General features: G+C 66.3%; 20 protein-coding genes and 1 pseudogene. 3 read left to right on the forward strand and 18 right to left on the reverse strand.

Features of this window, described 5'->3' with window-relative positions:
* Positions 1-60: 60 nt before the first annotated feature.
* Both LPB142_RS15975 and LPB142_RS15980 read left to right on the forward strand, forming a co-directional pair.
* Complete coding sequence (locus LPB142_RS15975) at positions 61-285, forward strand: hypothetical protein (protein ID WP_071166972.1); 225 nt, start codon at positions 61-63, stop codon at positions 283-285.
* A 97-nt stretch (positions 286-382) separates the two neighbouring features.
* Positions 383-901: a DUF3489 domain-containing protein gene (locus LPB142_RS15980; protein WP_071166973.1), complete on the forward strand. Its 519-nt coding sequence runs from the start codon at positions 383-385 to the stop codon at positions 899-901.
* Between the two features lie 51 nt (positions 902-952).
* On the opposite strand, the gene LPB142_RS19965 is transcribed toward LPB142_RS15980, so the two are convergent.
* The 18 genes and pseudogenes from LPB142_RS19965 to LPB142_RS16065 form a co-directional block, all read right to left on the reverse strand.
* A complete protein-coding gene (locus LPB142_RS19965; RefSeq protein WP_394328601.1) occupies positions 953-1,441 on the reverse strand; it encodes an HNH endonuclease in 489 nt (162 codons plus the stop codon).
* 116 nt (positions 1,442-1,557) lie between these two features.
* Positions 1,558-1,767, reverse strand: coding sequence for a DUF7220 family protein (locus LPB142_RS15985; protein ID WP_071166974.1), 210 nt, complete (start codon positions 1,765-1,767; stop codon positions 1,558-1,560).
* On the reverse strand, positions 1,764-2,162 hold the full coding sequence (locus LPB142_RS19625) for a hypothetical protein (protein WP_071166975.1): 399 nt from the start codon (positions 2,160-2,162) through the stop codon (positions 1,764-1,766). The genes LPB142_RS15985 and LPB142_RS19625 overlap by 4 nt, the downstream gene beginning before the upstream one ends.
* Before the next feature lie 205 nt (positions 2,163-2,367).
* A pseudogene (locus LPB142_RS19630) lies at positions 2,368-2,961 on the reverse strand (DNA cytosine methyltransferase); the annotation flags it as partial.
* Entirely contained in the window at positions 2,876-4,216 is a 1,341-nt protein-coding gene (locus tag LPB142_RS16000; protein WP_071166977.1) for a site-specific DNA-methyltransferase, read from the reverse strand. The gene LPB142_RS16000 and the pseudogene LPB142_RS19630, both read right to left, overlap by 86 nt.
* Positions 4,217-4,628: 412 nt before the next feature.
* Positions 4,629-5,057, reverse strand: a complete 429-nt coding sequence (locus tag LPB142_RS16005; protein WP_068765055.1) for a DUF6362 family protein — start codon at positions 5,055-5,057, stop codon at positions 4,629-4,631.
* Complete coding sequence (locus LPB142_RS16010) at positions 5,054-5,260, reverse strand: hypothetical protein (protein ID WP_083392716.1); 207 nt, start codon at positions 5,258-5,260, stop codon at positions 5,054-5,056. Before LPB142_RS16010 ends, LPB142_RS16005 begins: the two co-directional genes overlap by 4 nt.
* On the reverse strand, positions 5,257-5,793 hold the full coding sequence (locus LPB142_RS16015; RefSeq protein WP_071166978.1) for a hypothetical protein: 537 nt from the start codon (positions 5,791-5,793) through the stop codon (positions 5,257-5,259). The genes LPB142_RS16010 and LPB142_RS16015 overlap by 4 nt, the downstream gene beginning before the upstream one ends.
* A 467-nt stretch (positions 5,794-6,260) precedes the next feature.
* Positions 6,261-8,573 (reverse strand): AAA family ATPase, encoded by a 2,313-nt coding sequence (locus LPB142_RS16020; protein ID WP_083392780.1) that lies wholly within the window; start codon positions 8,571-8,573, stop codon positions 6,261-6,263.
* A complete protein-coding gene (locus LPB142_RS16025; protein WP_071166980.1) occupies positions 8,570-9,337 on the reverse strand; it encodes a hypothetical protein in 768 nt (255 codons plus the stop codon). The genes LPB142_RS16020 and LPB142_RS16025 overlap by 4 nt, the downstream gene beginning before the upstream one ends.
* On the reverse strand, positions 9,337-9,753 hold the full coding sequence (locus LPB142_RS19635) for a DUF6511 domain-containing protein (protein ID WP_232230906.1): 417 nt from the start codon (positions 9,751-9,753) through the stop codon (positions 9,337-9,339). Before LPB142_RS19635 ends, LPB142_RS16025 begins: the two co-directional genes overlap by 1 nt.
* Positions 9,750-11,411 (reverse strand): DEAD/DEAH box helicase, encoded by a 1,662-nt coding sequence (locus LPB142_RS16035; RefSeq protein ID WP_232230908.1) that lies wholly within the window; start codon positions 11,409-11,411, stop codon positions 9,750-9,752. The genes LPB142_RS19635 and LPB142_RS16035 overlap by 4 nt, the downstream gene beginning before the upstream one ends.
* A gap of 41 nt (positions 11,412-11,452) precedes the next feature.
* Positions 11,453-12,052, reverse strand: a complete 600-nt coding sequence (locus LPB142_RS16040) for a hypothetical protein (protein WP_071166982.1) — start codon at positions 12,050-12,052, stop codon at positions 11,453-11,455.
* A 19-nt stretch (positions 12,053-12,071) separates the two neighbouring features.
* Positions 12,072-12,941: an ATP-binding protein gene (locus tag LPB142_RS16045; RefSeq protein ID WP_071166983.1), complete on the reverse strand. Its 870-nt coding sequence runs from the start codon at positions 12,939-12,941 to the stop codon at positions 12,072-12,074.
* Positions 12,938-13,426 carry a hypothetical protein gene (locus tag LPB142_RS16050; RefSeq protein ID WP_071166984.1) on the reverse strand — a complete coding sequence of 163 codons (489 nt, stop codon included), beginning with the start codon at positions 13,424-13,426 and terminating at the stop codon, positions 12,938-12,940. Before LPB142_RS16050 ends, LPB142_RS16045 begins: the two co-directional genes overlap by 4 nt.
* A 26-nt stretch (positions 13,427-13,452) precedes the next feature.
* Positions 13,453-13,818, reverse strand: a complete 366-nt coding sequence (locus tag LPB142_RS16055) for a hypothetical protein (protein WP_232230914.1) — start codon at positions 13,816-13,818, stop codon at positions 13,453-13,455.
* Entirely contained in the window at positions 13,815-14,018 is a 204-nt protein-coding gene (locus LPB142_RS16060; RefSeq protein WP_071166986.1) for a helix-turn-helix transcriptional regulator, read from the reverse strand. The genes LPB142_RS16055 and LPB142_RS16060 overlap by 4 nt, the downstream gene beginning before the upstream one ends.
* Positions 14,019-14,220: 202 nt before the next feature.
* Positions 14,221-14,904 carry a hypothetical protein gene (locus LPB142_RS16065; RefSeq protein WP_198037900.1) on the reverse strand — a complete coding sequence of 228 codons (684 nt, stop codon included), beginning with the start codon at positions 14,902-14,904 and terminating at the stop codon, positions 14,221-14,223.
* A 108-nt stretch (positions 14,905-15,012) separates the two neighbouring features.
* On the opposite strand from LPB142_RS16065, the gene LPB142_RS16070 reads away from it, so the two are divergent.
* Positions 15,013-15,690 carry a LexA family transcriptional regulator gene (locus LPB142_RS16070; RefSeq protein ID WP_071166988.1) on the forward strand — a complete coding sequence of 226 codons (678 nt, stop codon included), beginning with the start codon at positions 15,013-15,015 and terminating at the stop codon, positions 15,688-15,690.
* Positions 15,691-15,760 lie beyond the last annotated feature (70 nt).

Consider the following 15,760-nt stretch of genomic DNA (forward strand, 5'->3'; position numbering starts at 1 on the left):
GCGACCGGAGCGAACGTCCCTCCAGAAGGACGATGCAACTCGACCCAAGGAGCCACCCCGATGACCTGCCGCAAGACCGACAACACCAAGGCCCTCGACGCCTTCATCGCCGCCAAATGCGAGATCGACGCGATGCTGGCACGCCTCGCTGCCCTCAGCGCCGACCATTTCGAAACCAGCCCCGACGAGATCCATTGGGGGCACGTCGGCACCCTGAACCACTACCGCGCCAAGCTGCGCGAGATCACCGACGGCGCCTTCAAGGAGGGCGAACACGCAATCTGACCATCTGCCAACGCCAAAGCTCCAGCCGCGCGCCCAGCGCGGCTTGGGGTCGTAGGAGGGCTGCGGCAGTCGCGGCCCCGCGAACGGAGACGACCCCATGACCCAGATCCAGTTGACCGACACCCAAGCCGTTGTCCTCTCGGCGGCCTGCGCGCGCGACGATGGCGCGGTCTTTCCTGTCACCGCCAAGCTGAAGGGCGGCGCCGTTGGCAATGTCTGCAAGAGCCTCCTTAAGCTCGGACTGATCGAGGAAATCCCGGCCACCGACCTCAACACCGTCTGGCGGCACGACGAAGCGCGCGGCCCGATCACCCTGCGCGCGACGCCGCTGGCACAGAGCACGCTTGGGATCACGGAGGCCGAAACGACCACGACGCCTGCCGAAACCGTCACCGCGTCTGTCCAGCGCCGCAAAGGCACCAAGCAGGAATCGCTGATCGAGATGTTGCGCGTGCCGGGCGGCGCCACCATCGAAGAGATCGCCACCGCGCTCGAATGGGCTGCCCACACGGTCAGAGGGGCCATGGCTGGCCCCCTGAAGAAGAAGCTCGGGCTCGAGGTGACCTCGGAGAAGGTCGAAGGGCGCGGCCGGGTGTACCGGCTTCCCGCCGCCTGACCCAACGCCAGAAATGCTACGCCGCCGCCCCGACCGGGCGGCGGCCTGTATCTACGATGGCCTCGTCAGTGTCGCTGTGAGACCGACCAATGACACCTGCGCCAGCAGCCACTTTCCGGCTGCCATGCGCTTCTGGACATACACGCGATGCTCTTCGGGCGAGGGCGGGCACTTCCGCTTATGGCGCTGGCTGTTGCAGTACCAGCAGGCCGCAACGATGTTCTCATCCGTGTCGCTACCACCGTCGGAGCGGGCGTGTAGATGCTCGGCGGTGCAGCGTAGCGCCTTTGGGGTCCGCCTCGTTTGGTAGTTTCGTTGAGAAGTTGCGGCTTCCACAGCATCGTCCCACATCGGCAGGCCGCAATAGTAGCAGCGGCCACCTTGGGCCATCATCTTCCTTTGACGGATACGTTTAACAGATCCCATGACACGGGTCCTTTCATTCGACTTCGTGAGAAGCGAATGCGCGACGCCCGTAACGGACGCTCCCCGGCTGGAAGCTCCTGCTCGCGCGAGGCCCGGTGATCCGTGGCTCCGCATGCCGGACCGCGAAACCTGCAGGACAAGACCTCAGGTCAGAGTAGCCGCTGGCTTACTCAATTCGGCCGAGGCCAAATTCGCAGCAGCGCCAGGATAAATGATCGTCCCGCATCACGTCAACGGAACCTTTCGAACAGCCGCCGCAGGACGTAGGACCGCGCGATGCTGACCACGGTGAACACCGCGCCCATCTTCAGGTTCTGGGCCAGCGTCGTGTGCAGCCCGAAGATAGGGAAGATCACGATCTGCGTGACCACGGCGACGCCATAGCCGACGATTACGTTGGCGACGGACTCGACCAGCGACATGAGGCGGGTCTGGCTCATGCCTCCACCTCATCCATCGGCCAGCAATTCAGCCGCCAGAGTTCGCAGCGCATGCGCCGCAACCAGGGGGACCACGCCATTGCCACAGAGGCGAAGCCGGTCCACCCGGTGGGCCAGCCCATCAGCGCCTCGACGAACAGCGGGTTCAAGGTCCGGCGCGCATCGCAGGTATCGCGCCCAGCCATCGGCGTCGTGAGGACCTGGCGGCCAAGCAGGCCGTTGACCGGCGTGTTCGCCAAGCTCGTCGCGCCGTCCTTGTGATCGCGCGCCGTCGGCGTCATCCACAGCCCCGCCGAATGCGTCAGGTCCGCTGTCCGGCGATTGCCCGCGCTCGGCTTGCAGCCATCGTTCGCCATCGGCGTCGGCCAGAGCGCGGCCGTCGTCGCGAGGTTCATGCCGTGCTGCCCCGCTTCCTGCGAGGGCGTCGGCTTCGTCTGCCGGTTCTCGTTCGCACTGGCACGGGGCGTCGGCCAGAGGCGCAGCAGTTCCGTCCGGTTCCCGCCACTCGACCGGGTGCCAGAGCAGGCGCGCGGGGTCGGCCAACTCGTCGCCTTCGCGGATGCCCAGGACGAAGAGCCGCTCGCGCCTGTGGTGCGCGCCGACTTCCGCCGCCGTGAACAGGCCTGCCGCAAGGCGGTAGCCCATGCCGACCAGTCCGCTGGCGACTTCGGGGAAGCCGAGGCGGAGATGATGGGCGACATTTTCGAGGAAGACGAAGGGCGGTTTGATTTCGCCGATGATGCGAGCGACATGCGGCCAGAGGTGGCGCGGGTCGTCGGCACCCCGGCGCTTGCCCGCGACGGAGAACGGCTGGCACGGATAGCCCGCAGTGACGATATCCACCGCGCCGCGCCAAGGGCGGCCGTCGAAGGTGGCAACATCGTCCCAGACAGGCGCGCGATCCAGGGACGCGTCCTCCATCCGCGCCACGAGCGTGGCTGCGGCGAAGGTTTCCCGTTCGACATGGCCCACAGCACGATATCCGGGGATGGCGATGGTGAGCCCGAGGTCAAGCCCGCCCGCGCCAGAGCACAGCGAGAGTCCGAACAGGGACGCGTCTCCGGCTCCGGAAGCGCGTCCGGAGGAAGGTAAAGCCAGGTCATGCATGTCACGCTGCGGTTTCGGTTTGGTTTTCAGGTGCGGCCGGGGCTTCGCCCAGCCGCTCGGTTCTGACCTGTGCAAAGGTCCGACCATCTCCGTCGAGGATCGCGTCGCGGCCGGTCTCGGCCTGCCAGCGCTCGACGGCGACATCGACATAGGCCGAGCTGATTTCCATCGCGAAGACGCGGCGGCCGTTGGCTTCGCCCGCCATGATCTGCGAGCCCGAACCTGAGAACGGCTCGTAGCAGAGACCGCCCCGCGCAACATGCTGGCGCATCGGGATGCCGAAGGCGTCGAGCGGTTTCGGCGTCGGATGGTCGGGCCGGTCGTCCTTGGCGAAGCTGGGCAGCGCCCATGTGGATGGCAGGGTTTCTTCCGCCACCTTCGGCGGGCGGTTCGGGCGGCGCCAGCCCATGAAACAGGGCTCGTGCTTCCAAAGGTAGTGTGATCTCGTCAGGACGCCGCGGTCCTTCACCCAGATGATCTGCTGGTGGACAAAAGCGCCCGCCTTTTCCCAGCAGGCTTCCAGCATCGCCTGGCGGCGCGAAGCGTGCCAGCAATACCAGGCGGCGTCCTCGGCGATGGCCTCGGCCACCGCGGCCGCAATGAAGCCCTCGTAAAGCTCGGCCCCCTGCGAGCTGTCGTCCCAGGTCGTGCCGTAGGACGCCGACCAATCCTTGTTCCGTGTCGGATGGTTGGAACCGTCGTAGTCCACGAGATACGGTGGGTCGGTCGCGAACAGGATCGCCCGCTCGCCGTTCATCAGGCGGCGCACGTCGGCCGCGCAGGTGCTGTCACCGCAGAGCAGACGGTGGTCGCCGAGGATCCACAGATCGCCGGTGCGCGACGCCGGGTTGCGCGGCGGTTCGGGGATGATCACCGGCGGCACCGAGCCCCCGGCGCCACCTTCTTCACCGTCCCCCTCCGGAACGAAGGCCAAGAGCTTGTCGAGTTCGCCGTCGGAAAAGCCGACCAGCGAAAGGTCGAAATCCTCTGCCAGCAGGTCGTTCAGTTCCGCCGACAGCAGCGCCTCGTCCCAGGTGCCGAGTTCCGTCAGCTTGTTGTCCGCGATCCGGTAAGCCCGACGCTGCGCCTCCGTCAGATGCCCGAGAACGATCACCGGTGCTTCCGTCAGCCCCAGCTGCGTCGCTGCCAGCACCCGGCCATGGCCCGCGATCAGCTCGCCGCCCTCGCCGACCAGACAGGGCACGGTCCAGCCGAACTCGGCCATGCTGGCGGCAATCTTCGCGACCTGATCCGCGCCATGTGCCTTCGCGTTCCTTGCGTAGGGCTGGAGGCGCGACAGCGGCCAGGTCTCGATCCGATCCGGGGCAAAGCTCAGCGTCATGGTTGGGTCATTCCTCGGATCAGAGTGGATACCCCTGGCTTCCGGACTCCGGGGTCCATTCTGGACTCCACGCGGGGTCCTGTGGCCACCAGGGGTGTCCAGCATCAAGGGTTTGAATTTGCAGTGTTTCAGGCGGGCTCAGGCGACGCTGGCTTCCGGGTGGCTTCCCAAAAATCCGGCCCTGTCGCTAGCGATGTGCCGCGCTTCGCCCGCCAGCATACGAATGTCGCCAGGAAGGAACCGCCAACTCGCCGGGGCTGGACCCCGACCGGACTCTCGCTGGATACCGGAAGCCAGTGGCCCCCTGCCCCGCGCGCGCCTCTCCCGAGCATATCAACTTTCTAGCCCGGGAGAGGGCTTTCTGTCCCTTCGAAAACTGTCCGCCGGACAATTTTCTATCTGGAACGCAGGGTTACGCGTCACTGGCTAGGTCGATTACCCTCTGCTTCGACAGGTTGCGGTTGAACCGCCGCTTGTTGAGAGTGAGGGCGATCACCGCGAGGCCGAATTGCCAGTGCTGATGCGCGGCCGACCGGTGCAGCCCTGCGGACCAGCATATCTCCTTCCACCGCTCGCCATGGGCTTTCATCCAGACGATGCGACCGTCCACCGGCTCGAGGCAGGCAGTCCAGGTCAGCGTTTCCTCCATGCGGCTGATCGCCTGCGGCGAGGGAAGCACGCGCATGGGCTTGGGTTCCTGCCCGACCTTGTCGCCAAAGCTGTGCAGGACCGCAGGCCATGTGCTGAAGTAGCCCTGCCTGCGTGGCTCGGGCAGACGCTTCAGGACGAAGGCGGCCTCGGCCAGCCGTTCCTCGACCAGCGCGGGGGTCCAGACAGTCATCGCTGCACCTCCCGCCCGGTCGCAGCTGGGCCGTAAAGCTTTTCGCCCAACTGTCGCACCAGTTCCCGCTCGGGCCAGGTCAGGCGGTGATCGTCGAGGGCGACGGCCAACACGCGCTGTTCGTGCCAGCCATCGCGTTTGACCTCATCGGGGTTCCGACGCCGGCCGCCATAGCCTTTCGGCGTGAACCGCATCCCGGTCATTGCAGGCCCCCCTTGGTCTCGAGCGCCCAGAACAGGATCGCGATGGCATCTGCCTCGTTGTCATCGGCGGGGCTGAACCCCCGCGCCCGGGCGGCAGCGATCATTGCCGCCTTGTCGGCGTTGCCCTTGCCGGTGGCATGGCGCTTGATGGTACCGACCGGGACGCCCTCGTAAGGCACGCCCCGCAGTTCCGCCCATGCGGTCAGCGTGGCCATCAGCCCGCCATAGACATGGGCGGCGTCGGTTGCGGCGTGGCGACGAACTTCTTCGAACCAGATGGATGCGATGGGCCCGGACAGACGATCCAGCTCGCCCAGCCAGTTGGTGAACCGCAGATAGCGCATGCCACCGCCGTCGAAGCGACCGGGACGGAAGGAGACGGTGCCACTGGTGATCAGCCCATCAAGGCCCTGCAGCGCCCATCCCGTCGTGGTGCCGAGGTCGAGGGCCAACAGGGTGCGGCCGAACCGGACGGCGGTCGGCAGATCTGGGATGGCCACATGGGGTTGGGTGGCGAAGGTCAGGTCAGCCATGGGTGGTCTCCTCTTCTGGTTGGCTGCTCGGTGGAAGGCGACATCGGGTGTATGTTGCGGAAGGTCGGGGATTCGGTTGTCAGGTCGGGTGATCGGACCCGCGACAGGCCCCGCGCGCGAAACCCCTGGGGGTGGGCGTGGGAGAACCCGCCTGCGGCGTTCTCCCCCACCCCCGTAGGGGGTGGTTTCACCCCCTAAACTTGGAACACCGATCAAGACACTGACAGGAAACGGAAATTCCAGTTTCGGGAGGTGGGTTTCGGTCGATCCTGCCGAAACTGGTTGCAGCGTAGCCGTTGCGCCATCCGCGCAATCCTGCAGGGGCAGTTTCGGAAGCGGGCCGAAACTGGTCACAACTTGACCCTGCGTGGTCCTGCGTGAGGATGGCGAGGCAGTCTCAGTGGCGGGGCCAATCTGGTTCAAACTGGTCCCTGCGCATTGCCGCGCAAAGCAGTTGTCGGGGGCGATCATGGCCGTTCCCCCTCGGGATAGACCCAGACATGCGGGTTCTCGACCTCGAGAAGCGCGCCGGTCTGAGGCGATTTGTAATGGGTCGGCAGCACCGCAACGCGGACGGGCGTGACTTCGCCGGTCTCCGGATCGACCTCCTCGCCGCCTGTAGGCATGACCATTCCCTCGACGCAGAGGTATCCGAAACGCGAGCGTGACGGCCCAAGACCATAGGGGCCGCCGTCGCGGACGAACTTGATGCCACCCTTGGTGGCCTGCACGGCGATCCGGTCGCGGATGGCATCCTTGCCTCCCAGACCGCCCTTGTTCTCGAAGACTTCTGCGAACTGGTTGACGGTGTAGAGCCGCCCCTCGGCCGCCTCCTCGAGCAGGATGGAGAGGATCACCTCCTGCTTGCGCACGCGCTCGGCGTCGTATTTCGCGCCAACCTCAGCTCGGACCAGGCGCTCGTTCATCGGGTTGATCTCGACCCACTGGCCGCCGACCTTGTCGATCAGCTTCGAGGGCAGCGCCGGGCCATTCCTGAGCTCGATCTCGAGTTTGCGCTCCGGTGCGTCCTCATCCGGCCGGTGCAGGATCAGGCCGGAGGTATAGAAGCCCCGGAGCGCGCTGGCCCCCGACAGGGCGAGGAACGGATCGTCCTTCAGCTGCTGCTTCGACAGCTTTCGCGTGTGATGGACCAGGATCACCCCGCAGGCGGGGTTGATGTAATCCCGCAGCACCTCGACCCGGTCCTTGAGGAAGAACATCATGGCGGTATTGTCATTTTCGCCGCCACTGCTCCCATGTGAATTGGCCGGACCGCCGTCGAAGATGTTGCGGATCGGGTCGATGCAGATGATGTCCGGGCCCGCATCCGGAAACGCCGCCTGGATGGCGCGCGCCACCCGGATGCTGCCTTCGGCATCGAGCAGCAGCTTCAGCTTGGGCGTTGCCACGAAGGTGTCGCGTGCTGCTGCCAGAACCCTGGCGGGCAGCGCGATCTGGCCCAGCCGTTCGCGCAGGTAGTGATATTGGATCTCGGCCTGCAGGTAGAACACCCGCAGCGGGCGCGGCGGGGTGAAGCCAAGGAAGGGCTGACCGGCGGCCATGTGGACCAGCCAGCTGATCGTCAGATCGCTCTTGCCGACCTTCGGCGCACCGCCCAGCACCAAAAGTCCGCCCGGCGTGAGCACACGGGGCGCGATGATGTCCTCGGGCATCGGGCTGGCATCGTCCAGCAGCGCGCCGAGCGTGAAGGTGGGCATTTCACTGGGTGCGGGGGCTGCGCTCTCGAGGCGGACCAGCGGCGGCCCGTTCTTCTGGACATGCAGATCCCAGAGCCGCTCGGACTCGCGCTGAAGGCGCTCGATCGGCCAGGAGGGCCGGAGCATCGCGGAATTGTAGCCGCAGATCGCCTGCCAGCCCTCGTCCTTCGACATCCGGCCTTCGTGGACCATGCGGATGAAATGGCCGATCGCGGCCGATGCGCCTTCGAAGCGGGACCAGTCGTCCTGCCCGCCCTCGCGCACTGGGGTCACCAAGACATCGTCGAGGCGGGGCTTGTCCGGGGTGACACTGCCGCTGGCGACCATCCCGGCCCCCGGCAAGGGCGGCATTTCGGCGACGCGCTCTGCGAACTCGTCGAGATCGACCTCGACGGAATGGTGCTCGCGAATTTGCACCAGCCGCTGGTTGCCATGCTTGTGATAGACTGTGCCTGCCACTCTGATCGGCTGGTGCGCAGACCGAAAATGCGTGTCGCCGCCGACCTTCAGGGCAATCTCGCCCCGCAGGCGGCAAAGACTTGCCAGCGCCGCCCCCTCGGCGGGTTCGGTCATCTTCCACCAGACATGCAGCTTGGCTGCACCTTCGGACGTCCGCCCACCGCTCTCGATGATCAGGGTGGGTTGACCCAGATGACGCAACAGATGAGCGAGCTTGGCAGGGATGTCGCCCGCGTCGAGGTCGACGACCAGAGCCTGCATTTGCAGGACTTCGGCGGCTTTGGCCTGCCCTGCCCCGGCGACCGTGCCGGGGATCACGTAGACGGCGGCCCCTTCGCGCCAGGCCCAGTTGGCGAAGGTGGCGAGCTTGCCAGCTGCCGTGGCGTCAGCGTCCATCCAGACGTTGTGGGGCCGGCCCTCCTTGCCCTGCCCCATGTCGACAAAGCCCCGGACCGGGATCTGGCCCTCGCACCAGCCGAACACGACATCAAGGAACGTCGCGATCTGGACCGGGTCTGGCTCAACGCCAAACGGATCTTCTGCCCCCGGGGCGTCGTTGAAATCCTGCCATGGGCTGAAGTGGATGATTTTGTCGTCGCTCATGCGGGCAGCCCCCAACAGCGTGCAGCCCATGGGCAGAAGCGGCATTCGAAGAAGTCGCGATTGGTGGCGATCCGGGGCAGCAGCTCGCCCGCATCGGTCGCCTGCAGGATCCGCACGCCCCGGTCCGACATGCGCTGCGCGAGCCCTGCATCGAAGGGCACAAGCTCGTGGTGCAGTTCGGCGGTGTCCTTGTTGATCGCCGTGAACAGCGCCGGATGGGCCGATATGCCGGGGACCGTCCCTTCCATGTAGGCCTGGTAGAGCGCGATCTGCGCGGCATAGACCGGCTTCGCGACGGCGACCCCGTCCTTGACGCAGGCCCGCCAGTTCTTCGCGTTCATGGTCTTGCATTCCCAAAGCGCTGGAACGCCGATGCCAAGCGGCGCAGGTGCCGCGGCGATGATCCCGTCGACATGGCCCCGGATGCGCCCCCCCGCGACGGAAAAGCCGAACTGTTCGCCATCGGGGCGATTGCCCTTGCGGGTGTAGAGGTCGATCCCGGCCGCGCGCAGCCAGCGGATTGCGAGATCCTCGAGCTGGTGGCCGATCTCGAAGATCCGCAGCGTCTGGCCGCCGAAATCCGCGCCCTCATCCTTGGGCGCGCCTGCGAATTCGAACTGCAGCGCGCGCTCGCAGGCATGGCCCAGCCGGGATGCGCCGAGATAGGTTCGAGGTGGCGTGGCCTCGCGCTCGGCGATCAACGCGGCATCGATGGCAGCGTTGACGCGTTCGGCGATGCCGGGGCGGTGATTGTAGTCCAGCATCAGAACGGCACCTCCGCCGTGGCGGCGATGCGCGACATCTCGGCGCCGTAGCCCTCCAGCACTTCCTCGATCAGAGCGGTGACCTCGGCCGCCGTGAGATCGCGAAGCCGCTTGTCCCAGCCGATCTGGTCCATCGTCTGGCCCAGACGCTTCATCACCAGCGCGATGGCCGCGCGCTCTTCCTCGGTCATTCCCTGCATGGTCAGTCCTTTGCGATGGCGGGCCGCGAACCAGGTCTGGCAGGGCATCGAGCAGAACCAGCGATGCTTGCGGGGGCGTGGTTTGGCGGGGTTGAAGAAGCCGAAGCCTTGCGCGGGACGCAGGCAGACGGCACAGGGCACGAAGCGTGGGTGCCAGAGGCGTGCACGGTCCGAAACCTGGTCGGGTGCAGATGCGATTTCCGCGACATGGTTCACGCCGCCCTCCCGATGTCCGGGCTGGCACGGCCGACAAGCTGGCGGATTTCACGCTTGTTGAAACCGAAGGTCATCAGCGCCGAAGCGCGATAGCGGGTCAGGCCATAGTCCCGCCGGAACTCAGGCGGCAGGTATTGCAGCTGCTTTTCGGTTGCGGCCTGCTTCAGCCAGCCCTTCGATTTGAAGGCGCTTTCGTCGGTCTCGTATTCGTTCAGCCAGTCATCGGCCTGCGCGAGGCAAACCGTCCGCTCGCCCACGCCCAGAAGCCGGGGTGCACGCCCCTTCGCACCGCCCACCGCGTGCCAGCGTCCATCGAGAAAGAAGATCCCGCCCCAGGCATTGAAGCCGTTGGCCATCAGGGCCGCGTCATCGCCGAACAGATCGACCCATGCGAAACTTGACCGTTTGAGAAGGTCGATCTCGGACATGATGAAACCCGAGAGCGGGACGGCATCCTGGCCCTCGCCTTGCTCCTCCAGGTCGCGCGCGAACACCTCGCCGCAGAGCGGGCACTCCATGGCGGCAAGCGGGATTTCCGCTTCGCAGGCCGGGCAGGTTTTCGTCGGCGCCTCACCGGCCTCGGTCTTGCCGTCGAGGTCGACATCCTGTTCCAGCGTGCCGTGGATCAGGCTCGATGTCCCGAAATCCAGCACGATGCAGTCGGTCTTCACGACACCGGGGTGTTCCTCGGGATCGACCGTGCGCAGACCGCGCCCGACCATCTGGATCATGGTGGACTTGTAGGAACTCGGCCGCAGCAGCACGACGCAGGAGGTGGGCGGATGGTCCCAGCCCTCGGTCAGCACGGCCACGTTGACGATGACGCGGATTTCGCCTGAGGCATAGGCGGCGAGGATCCGGCGACGCGTGCTGGCATCGAGATCGCCATGGATGACGGCCGCCGAAACACCTGCGCCTTTGAAGGCCGCCGCGACGTTTTCGGCATGGGCGACGGTGGAACAGAAGACCACGGTCGGCCGCTCGCTCGCCTTTTCCTGCCAGTGCCGGACCACCTCGTCCGTCACCGGCGCGCGGTTCATGATCTGCGCGACCTCGGTCATGTCGTAATCCGCGGCGCTCTTGCGCACCGCGCGCAGTTGGTCCTGCACACCGACATCGATGACGTAGGTGCGGGGTGGGACGAGGTGGCCCGAGGCGATCAGCTCGCCCAGCCGCACCTGGTCGCCGACATTGTCGAAGATCTCGCGCAGACCCTTGCGGTCACCCCGGTTCGGCGTGGCGGTGACGCCGAAGATCCGGCAGGCGGGGTTGGCACCCCGGACATGATCGATGATCCGGCGGTAGCTGTCAGCCACCGCGTGATGCGCCTCGTCGATGACCAGCAGGTCGAGCGCGGGCATCGCGGCCAGATTGGTGGGTCGCGAGAGGGTCGGCACCATGGCGAAGGTCGCACGTCCGGCCCAGCTCTTGGCCTCGGCATCGACGACGGACGTGGGGATGCCAGGCGCGACCCGGCCGAACTTCGCCCGGTTCTGCGCGGTCAACTCGTCGCGATGGGCCAGGATGCAGGCCTTGGCATCACCGCCCTCGAGGGACTTCGCGACAACCGCCGACAGGGCGATGGTCTTGCCGAAGCCCGTCGAGGCGATGCTGAGGGTGTTGCCGTGATCGCAGAGCGCAGCGAGGCTGCGCTCCACGAACAGGCTCTGACGGGGGCGAAGGCGCATGGATCAGGCCCTCACTGTGCCCAGGAGGGACGACCGGGCACCGGCGACGCAGGTTGCTGCTGGACCGGCTGCTGCGCCGCGGGTTGTGCGGGCGGGTGATAGCCCGGTTGCGCCGCCAGCCCCATGTGCTGGGCATAGTCACGATGGTCCAGCGTCACCGCGCTGCGGATTTCGTTCTTGTCGTCGCCGGTGGCATCGGTGCCGACATCGATCCGGGCGAGGAACTCGATCCCATCCAGATCCCCGAGCCCGTTGATCCGCCGCGCCGCTTGCGCCTGCGGGGACTGGTCCTTGTCGGAAATCCCTCGCGCCGAGTTCAGCATGCCGCGGATCATGCTGCGGCCCATGTTGGCCCAATCGGGCCCTTTCGGGCTGTAGAGACCGATCAGGGTGAAGATCTTGCGCCGGGCATACTGGCCTTCGGTCACCGTAAACTCGCCGTTCAGGTACACGGCGCCGGTCGAGCCGCGGGTGGCATAGCCCCCGGTCCAGCCCTGCGATGCGTCGTCGAAGCCGCCAGGGCGGATCGTCAGCCGCACCTTGGCCAGCGTGCCCTTGGGGATGAGGTTGGTGTTGGACTGCGCGTCGTTGAAGTCGTTCCAGGAACCCATGGGGTGTCTCCTCTGCGGATCAGGATTGCGGAAGGGGGTGATCGGCCGCGCCATCAGCGAGCGGCGTGAAGGTCAGGCGGCGGGGCGCGGGCGTGCCGGGGGCGCGGATCTTCTCCATCAGGCGGCCAAGATGCGGCTCTTCCACCGGGCCAAGGCGACCGGAACGGTCCTTGGCAGGGAAGCCCCAGGGGTTGATGGTGTGGCAAACGAAGGCGCGGTAGGGATCACCGCCGTCGGCCTTCAACTCGGCCATGGTGATCACTTCGTCGACGATCCCCGGCAGTTCGAGGCCGGTCTTCGAGCCGTCGATCTGCGGCTGGAAAATGCGACGGTTGAAGTCGTCGAACTTCTCGTCGAGGATCCCCACGAACCAGACGTTGCGGCCCCGGGTGTGCTGGAGGTGGGTCAGCCAAGCGATCATCTCGCGCCCGTGCAACCCGTAGGCCCCGCGCACATCCGGCTTGCCGGTCTTTTCCGACAGCGCCTCGGGTTGGCCCTTGCACCATTGGAAGCAGAGACGCCCTGCCACAGTGATCGAGTCGACGAAGATGGTGTCGTAGCGGTCGAGCGCGGCGGGATCGCCGAACTTCTGGCAGACAGCGGCATGATGCGCGGGGCTGTAGGGCTGTTCGTCGCGCAGCGCCGGATTGGGCCCGCCGATGAACACTGCGAAATCCCGACACTCTGCCCATGTGCGCGGCCGGATGCTGTCACCCGGCCAGCCCTCGATGGCCAGATCGCCCGCCTCGAGGTCGATGAACAGCGTGCGGGCCGGGTCGAGCGTCCAGAGGAGGCTGGTCTTGCCGATGCCGGACTTGCCGAAGATGCAACCCTTGATGCCGCGGGGCTCGGCCAGCCGCTGGTCGGCGGTGATGATGGGCAGGCTCACGCGCGGTCCTCCTGCGGCAGGAGGTCGATCTTCAGCGTGCCGGTCTTGACGGTGCGGGCGGGCTCGAAGCCCTGGCGGATCGCCTCGGGCCAGGCGACATAGGCGCGCTCGGGCACCTTGAAGCTGATCTCGACGTATTCGGCCGGATCCTCTCCCGCGGCGCGGATGCGCTCGACCATGACGGCGAGCTTGGCCTGATCCCATTCGACGCGTTTCGGCAGGTCGGCGACCACCGTGAAATCGCCATCGACAATGCGGACGGTGCCGGTGTCCTTGCCACAGGCGCGGCGCGCTTCGGCAGCGCGGGCGGCGTAGCGGACCTCGAGCGCGGTGGAAAACCGTGCGGTGACGGCCTTCATCTGTTTGGCGGCAGCATCGATCTCGCGCTGCAGGGCGGCCAGAAGCTCGACGGGAAGCTGGGCGATCTCGCCTGCGGGCAGGTTGATCAGCTGATCGATGCTGGGGGTGTTCTGCGGGAACGTCATGGGGGTCTCCGTGATGGGGAATGGGGTCAGGCGGCCTCGAGGAGGCGCACCGAAAGGGAGGGACCGGCCTGGCGGGGTCTGGCCCGGGCGATGGCGATGTAGGCGAACTGGTCGGGGCCGATCCGGGCTTGCACGAGGTGAACAAGACCCTGCTCGGCGGCACGCAGCGCGGCCGATGCCACCAGGCGCAGGGCGCGCTGCTGTTCGGCGGGCAGCTTCGAGATGACGGAGGTTGCGTCGACCGCGAGAAAGCCGCGATGGTAGACCAGCGTCTCGCCGGGGGCGGCCTGCGCGATCCAGGCCGAAAGCCCGACCTCGTCGAGCGCTGGTCCGGCCGCGCCGAAGATCGACACAACACCCGTGGCCCGGAGGATGGAATGACGGGCCATCATGCCGCGCCCCGATCCGCGGTGCTGCGCCGCTGGCGGGCCTGCTCGTAGGCCAGCACATCCTCGAGCCGGTAGACCACACGGCCACCGATTTTCAGGAAGGCCGGGCCCTCGCCGGTCCAGCGCCAGCGTTCAAGAGTGCGCGCCGAAATGCTCCAGCGTGCGGCGAGTTCGGTCTGGTTCAGGCAGGTTCTGGTCTGCATCGTCCTCTCCCGGTGTGTTGTTGGGAGGAAGATGCACGGGGCGATGCGGGGATGTCGTCGGGATCAGAGTGGGATGCGGCGGGGGATCAGCCGGACCGTTTCAATCATGGGGTGAAACGTATGACGGTGGGATCGCCATCCCCCTCCATCCCCCGGTGCATCCCACAGCGGGAAGCAAACAGGGACGCGCGGAGGGTCCGACTCAGAGGCCAGCGAGGCGATAGGCCCCACGGCCGTTCGACTCGATGAGCAGCGGCCAGTCCTTCTTGGACTTGAAGACGTCGGCCATCTTGAGGCTGCGCGACCCCGCCTGCGAAAGCACTGCCTTGCCGCTCTGCCACGGATCGCCCTGCTTGGCCGCCGCATGCAGGATCCGCACGACCTGTGCCTGGATCGGACCCAGCCGGAACTCCCGGCCATGGCAGCGGACGCTCTGATAGTCGACAGAGGCGTGAAACTCGCCCGCTGGCTTCATGCCTGAGGCACCGCCGAAGCCTGTCGCCGCCTCGAAACGGTCGCGTTCTTCGCGCCTTAGCATCAAATCTGGCTTGCGGATCGTCAGGCTCTCGCGTGAGCCGTAGAAACAGGCATAGTCCGCCTTTGCGGTCCGGAAGCGGGTGACGCTGACCTCACCCTTGCGAAAGAGCTGGAAGACGTCCTGGACGTGCAGGTCCAGCAGCCCATTGAACAAGGACCGCTCCGTGGGGATCGAGTAGCAGCGGCCATCGTCGGTTTCCTCGTAGTCGCCAAACTCGATGGGCAGGTTCAGGATGCGGACCGACAGCCGCAGCTGGTCGTTCTCGGCCAGATAGACCAGATCGACCTCGGGCATCGACCACCGGGCGAGGACTTCCGGCAGGGTGAAATACGCCTTCTCGATCTCCATCCGGGCCCCCGATTCCAATGCAATCTGTTTGGCTTTTGTTCTAACCGCTTGACGATCCCAATTCAATCCTGTCATATCCCACTCTATCCACAGCCCCTTGGGGAAAAGATGACCGAACATCACACCCTGGCCGACCGTCTGCGGGCTCGCTCCGACCAGCTCGGCCTGGCACCGGCCCATGTTGCGGAGATGGCCGGGGTCAACCGCTCCTTCGTCTATGACATCCTACGCGGACGCTCCTCGCGCCCCAGCATCGACCGTCTGGCCGATGTCGCCCGCGTGCTGAAGGTCGACCGCGAATGGCTGATTCACGGGATCGGCGAGATCGAGGGCCCCTCCCCCTTCAGCGAGAACCCCGAAGATACCTTCGTGGCGATCGCGCATGCCACGCCCCGCCCCGCCATGGGTGGCGGCGCAGTGGTGACCGAGGATGGCGACACGCCCGGCCGTGCCTACCACTTCCGCCAGTCGTGGATCCGCCACAAGCTGAAGGCCAACCCGTCACAGCTCCGGATCATGCATGTCGAAGGCGATAGCATGGTCCCCACGCTGCAGGACGGCGACGCCGTGTTAGTCGACATGACGCGCCAGTTCCCCAGCCCCCCCGGCATCTTCGTCCTCGACGACGGCATGGGCCTGGTGGCAAAGCGCCTCGAGCATATTCCCAACAGCGACCCACCAGCTGTGCGGGTGATCTCGGACAACACGCTCTACCCCGCCTACGAGCGCACGGCCGACGAGATCCGCATCATAGGCCGCATCCGCTGGTTCGCGAGGGAGATATGAGGATGGGTGGTGCCGTTCCCGCCCGGGGCCACAAACGAAAAAGCGCCCGCGAGATTTCTCTCCGGGCGCA

Source organism: Rhodobacter xanthinilyticus (assembly GCF_001856665.1).
In the GTDB taxonomy this organism is placed as follows: Bacteria; Pseudomonadota; Alphaproteobacteria; order Rhodobacterales; family Rhodobacteraceae; genus Rhodobacter; species Rhodobacter xanthinilyticus.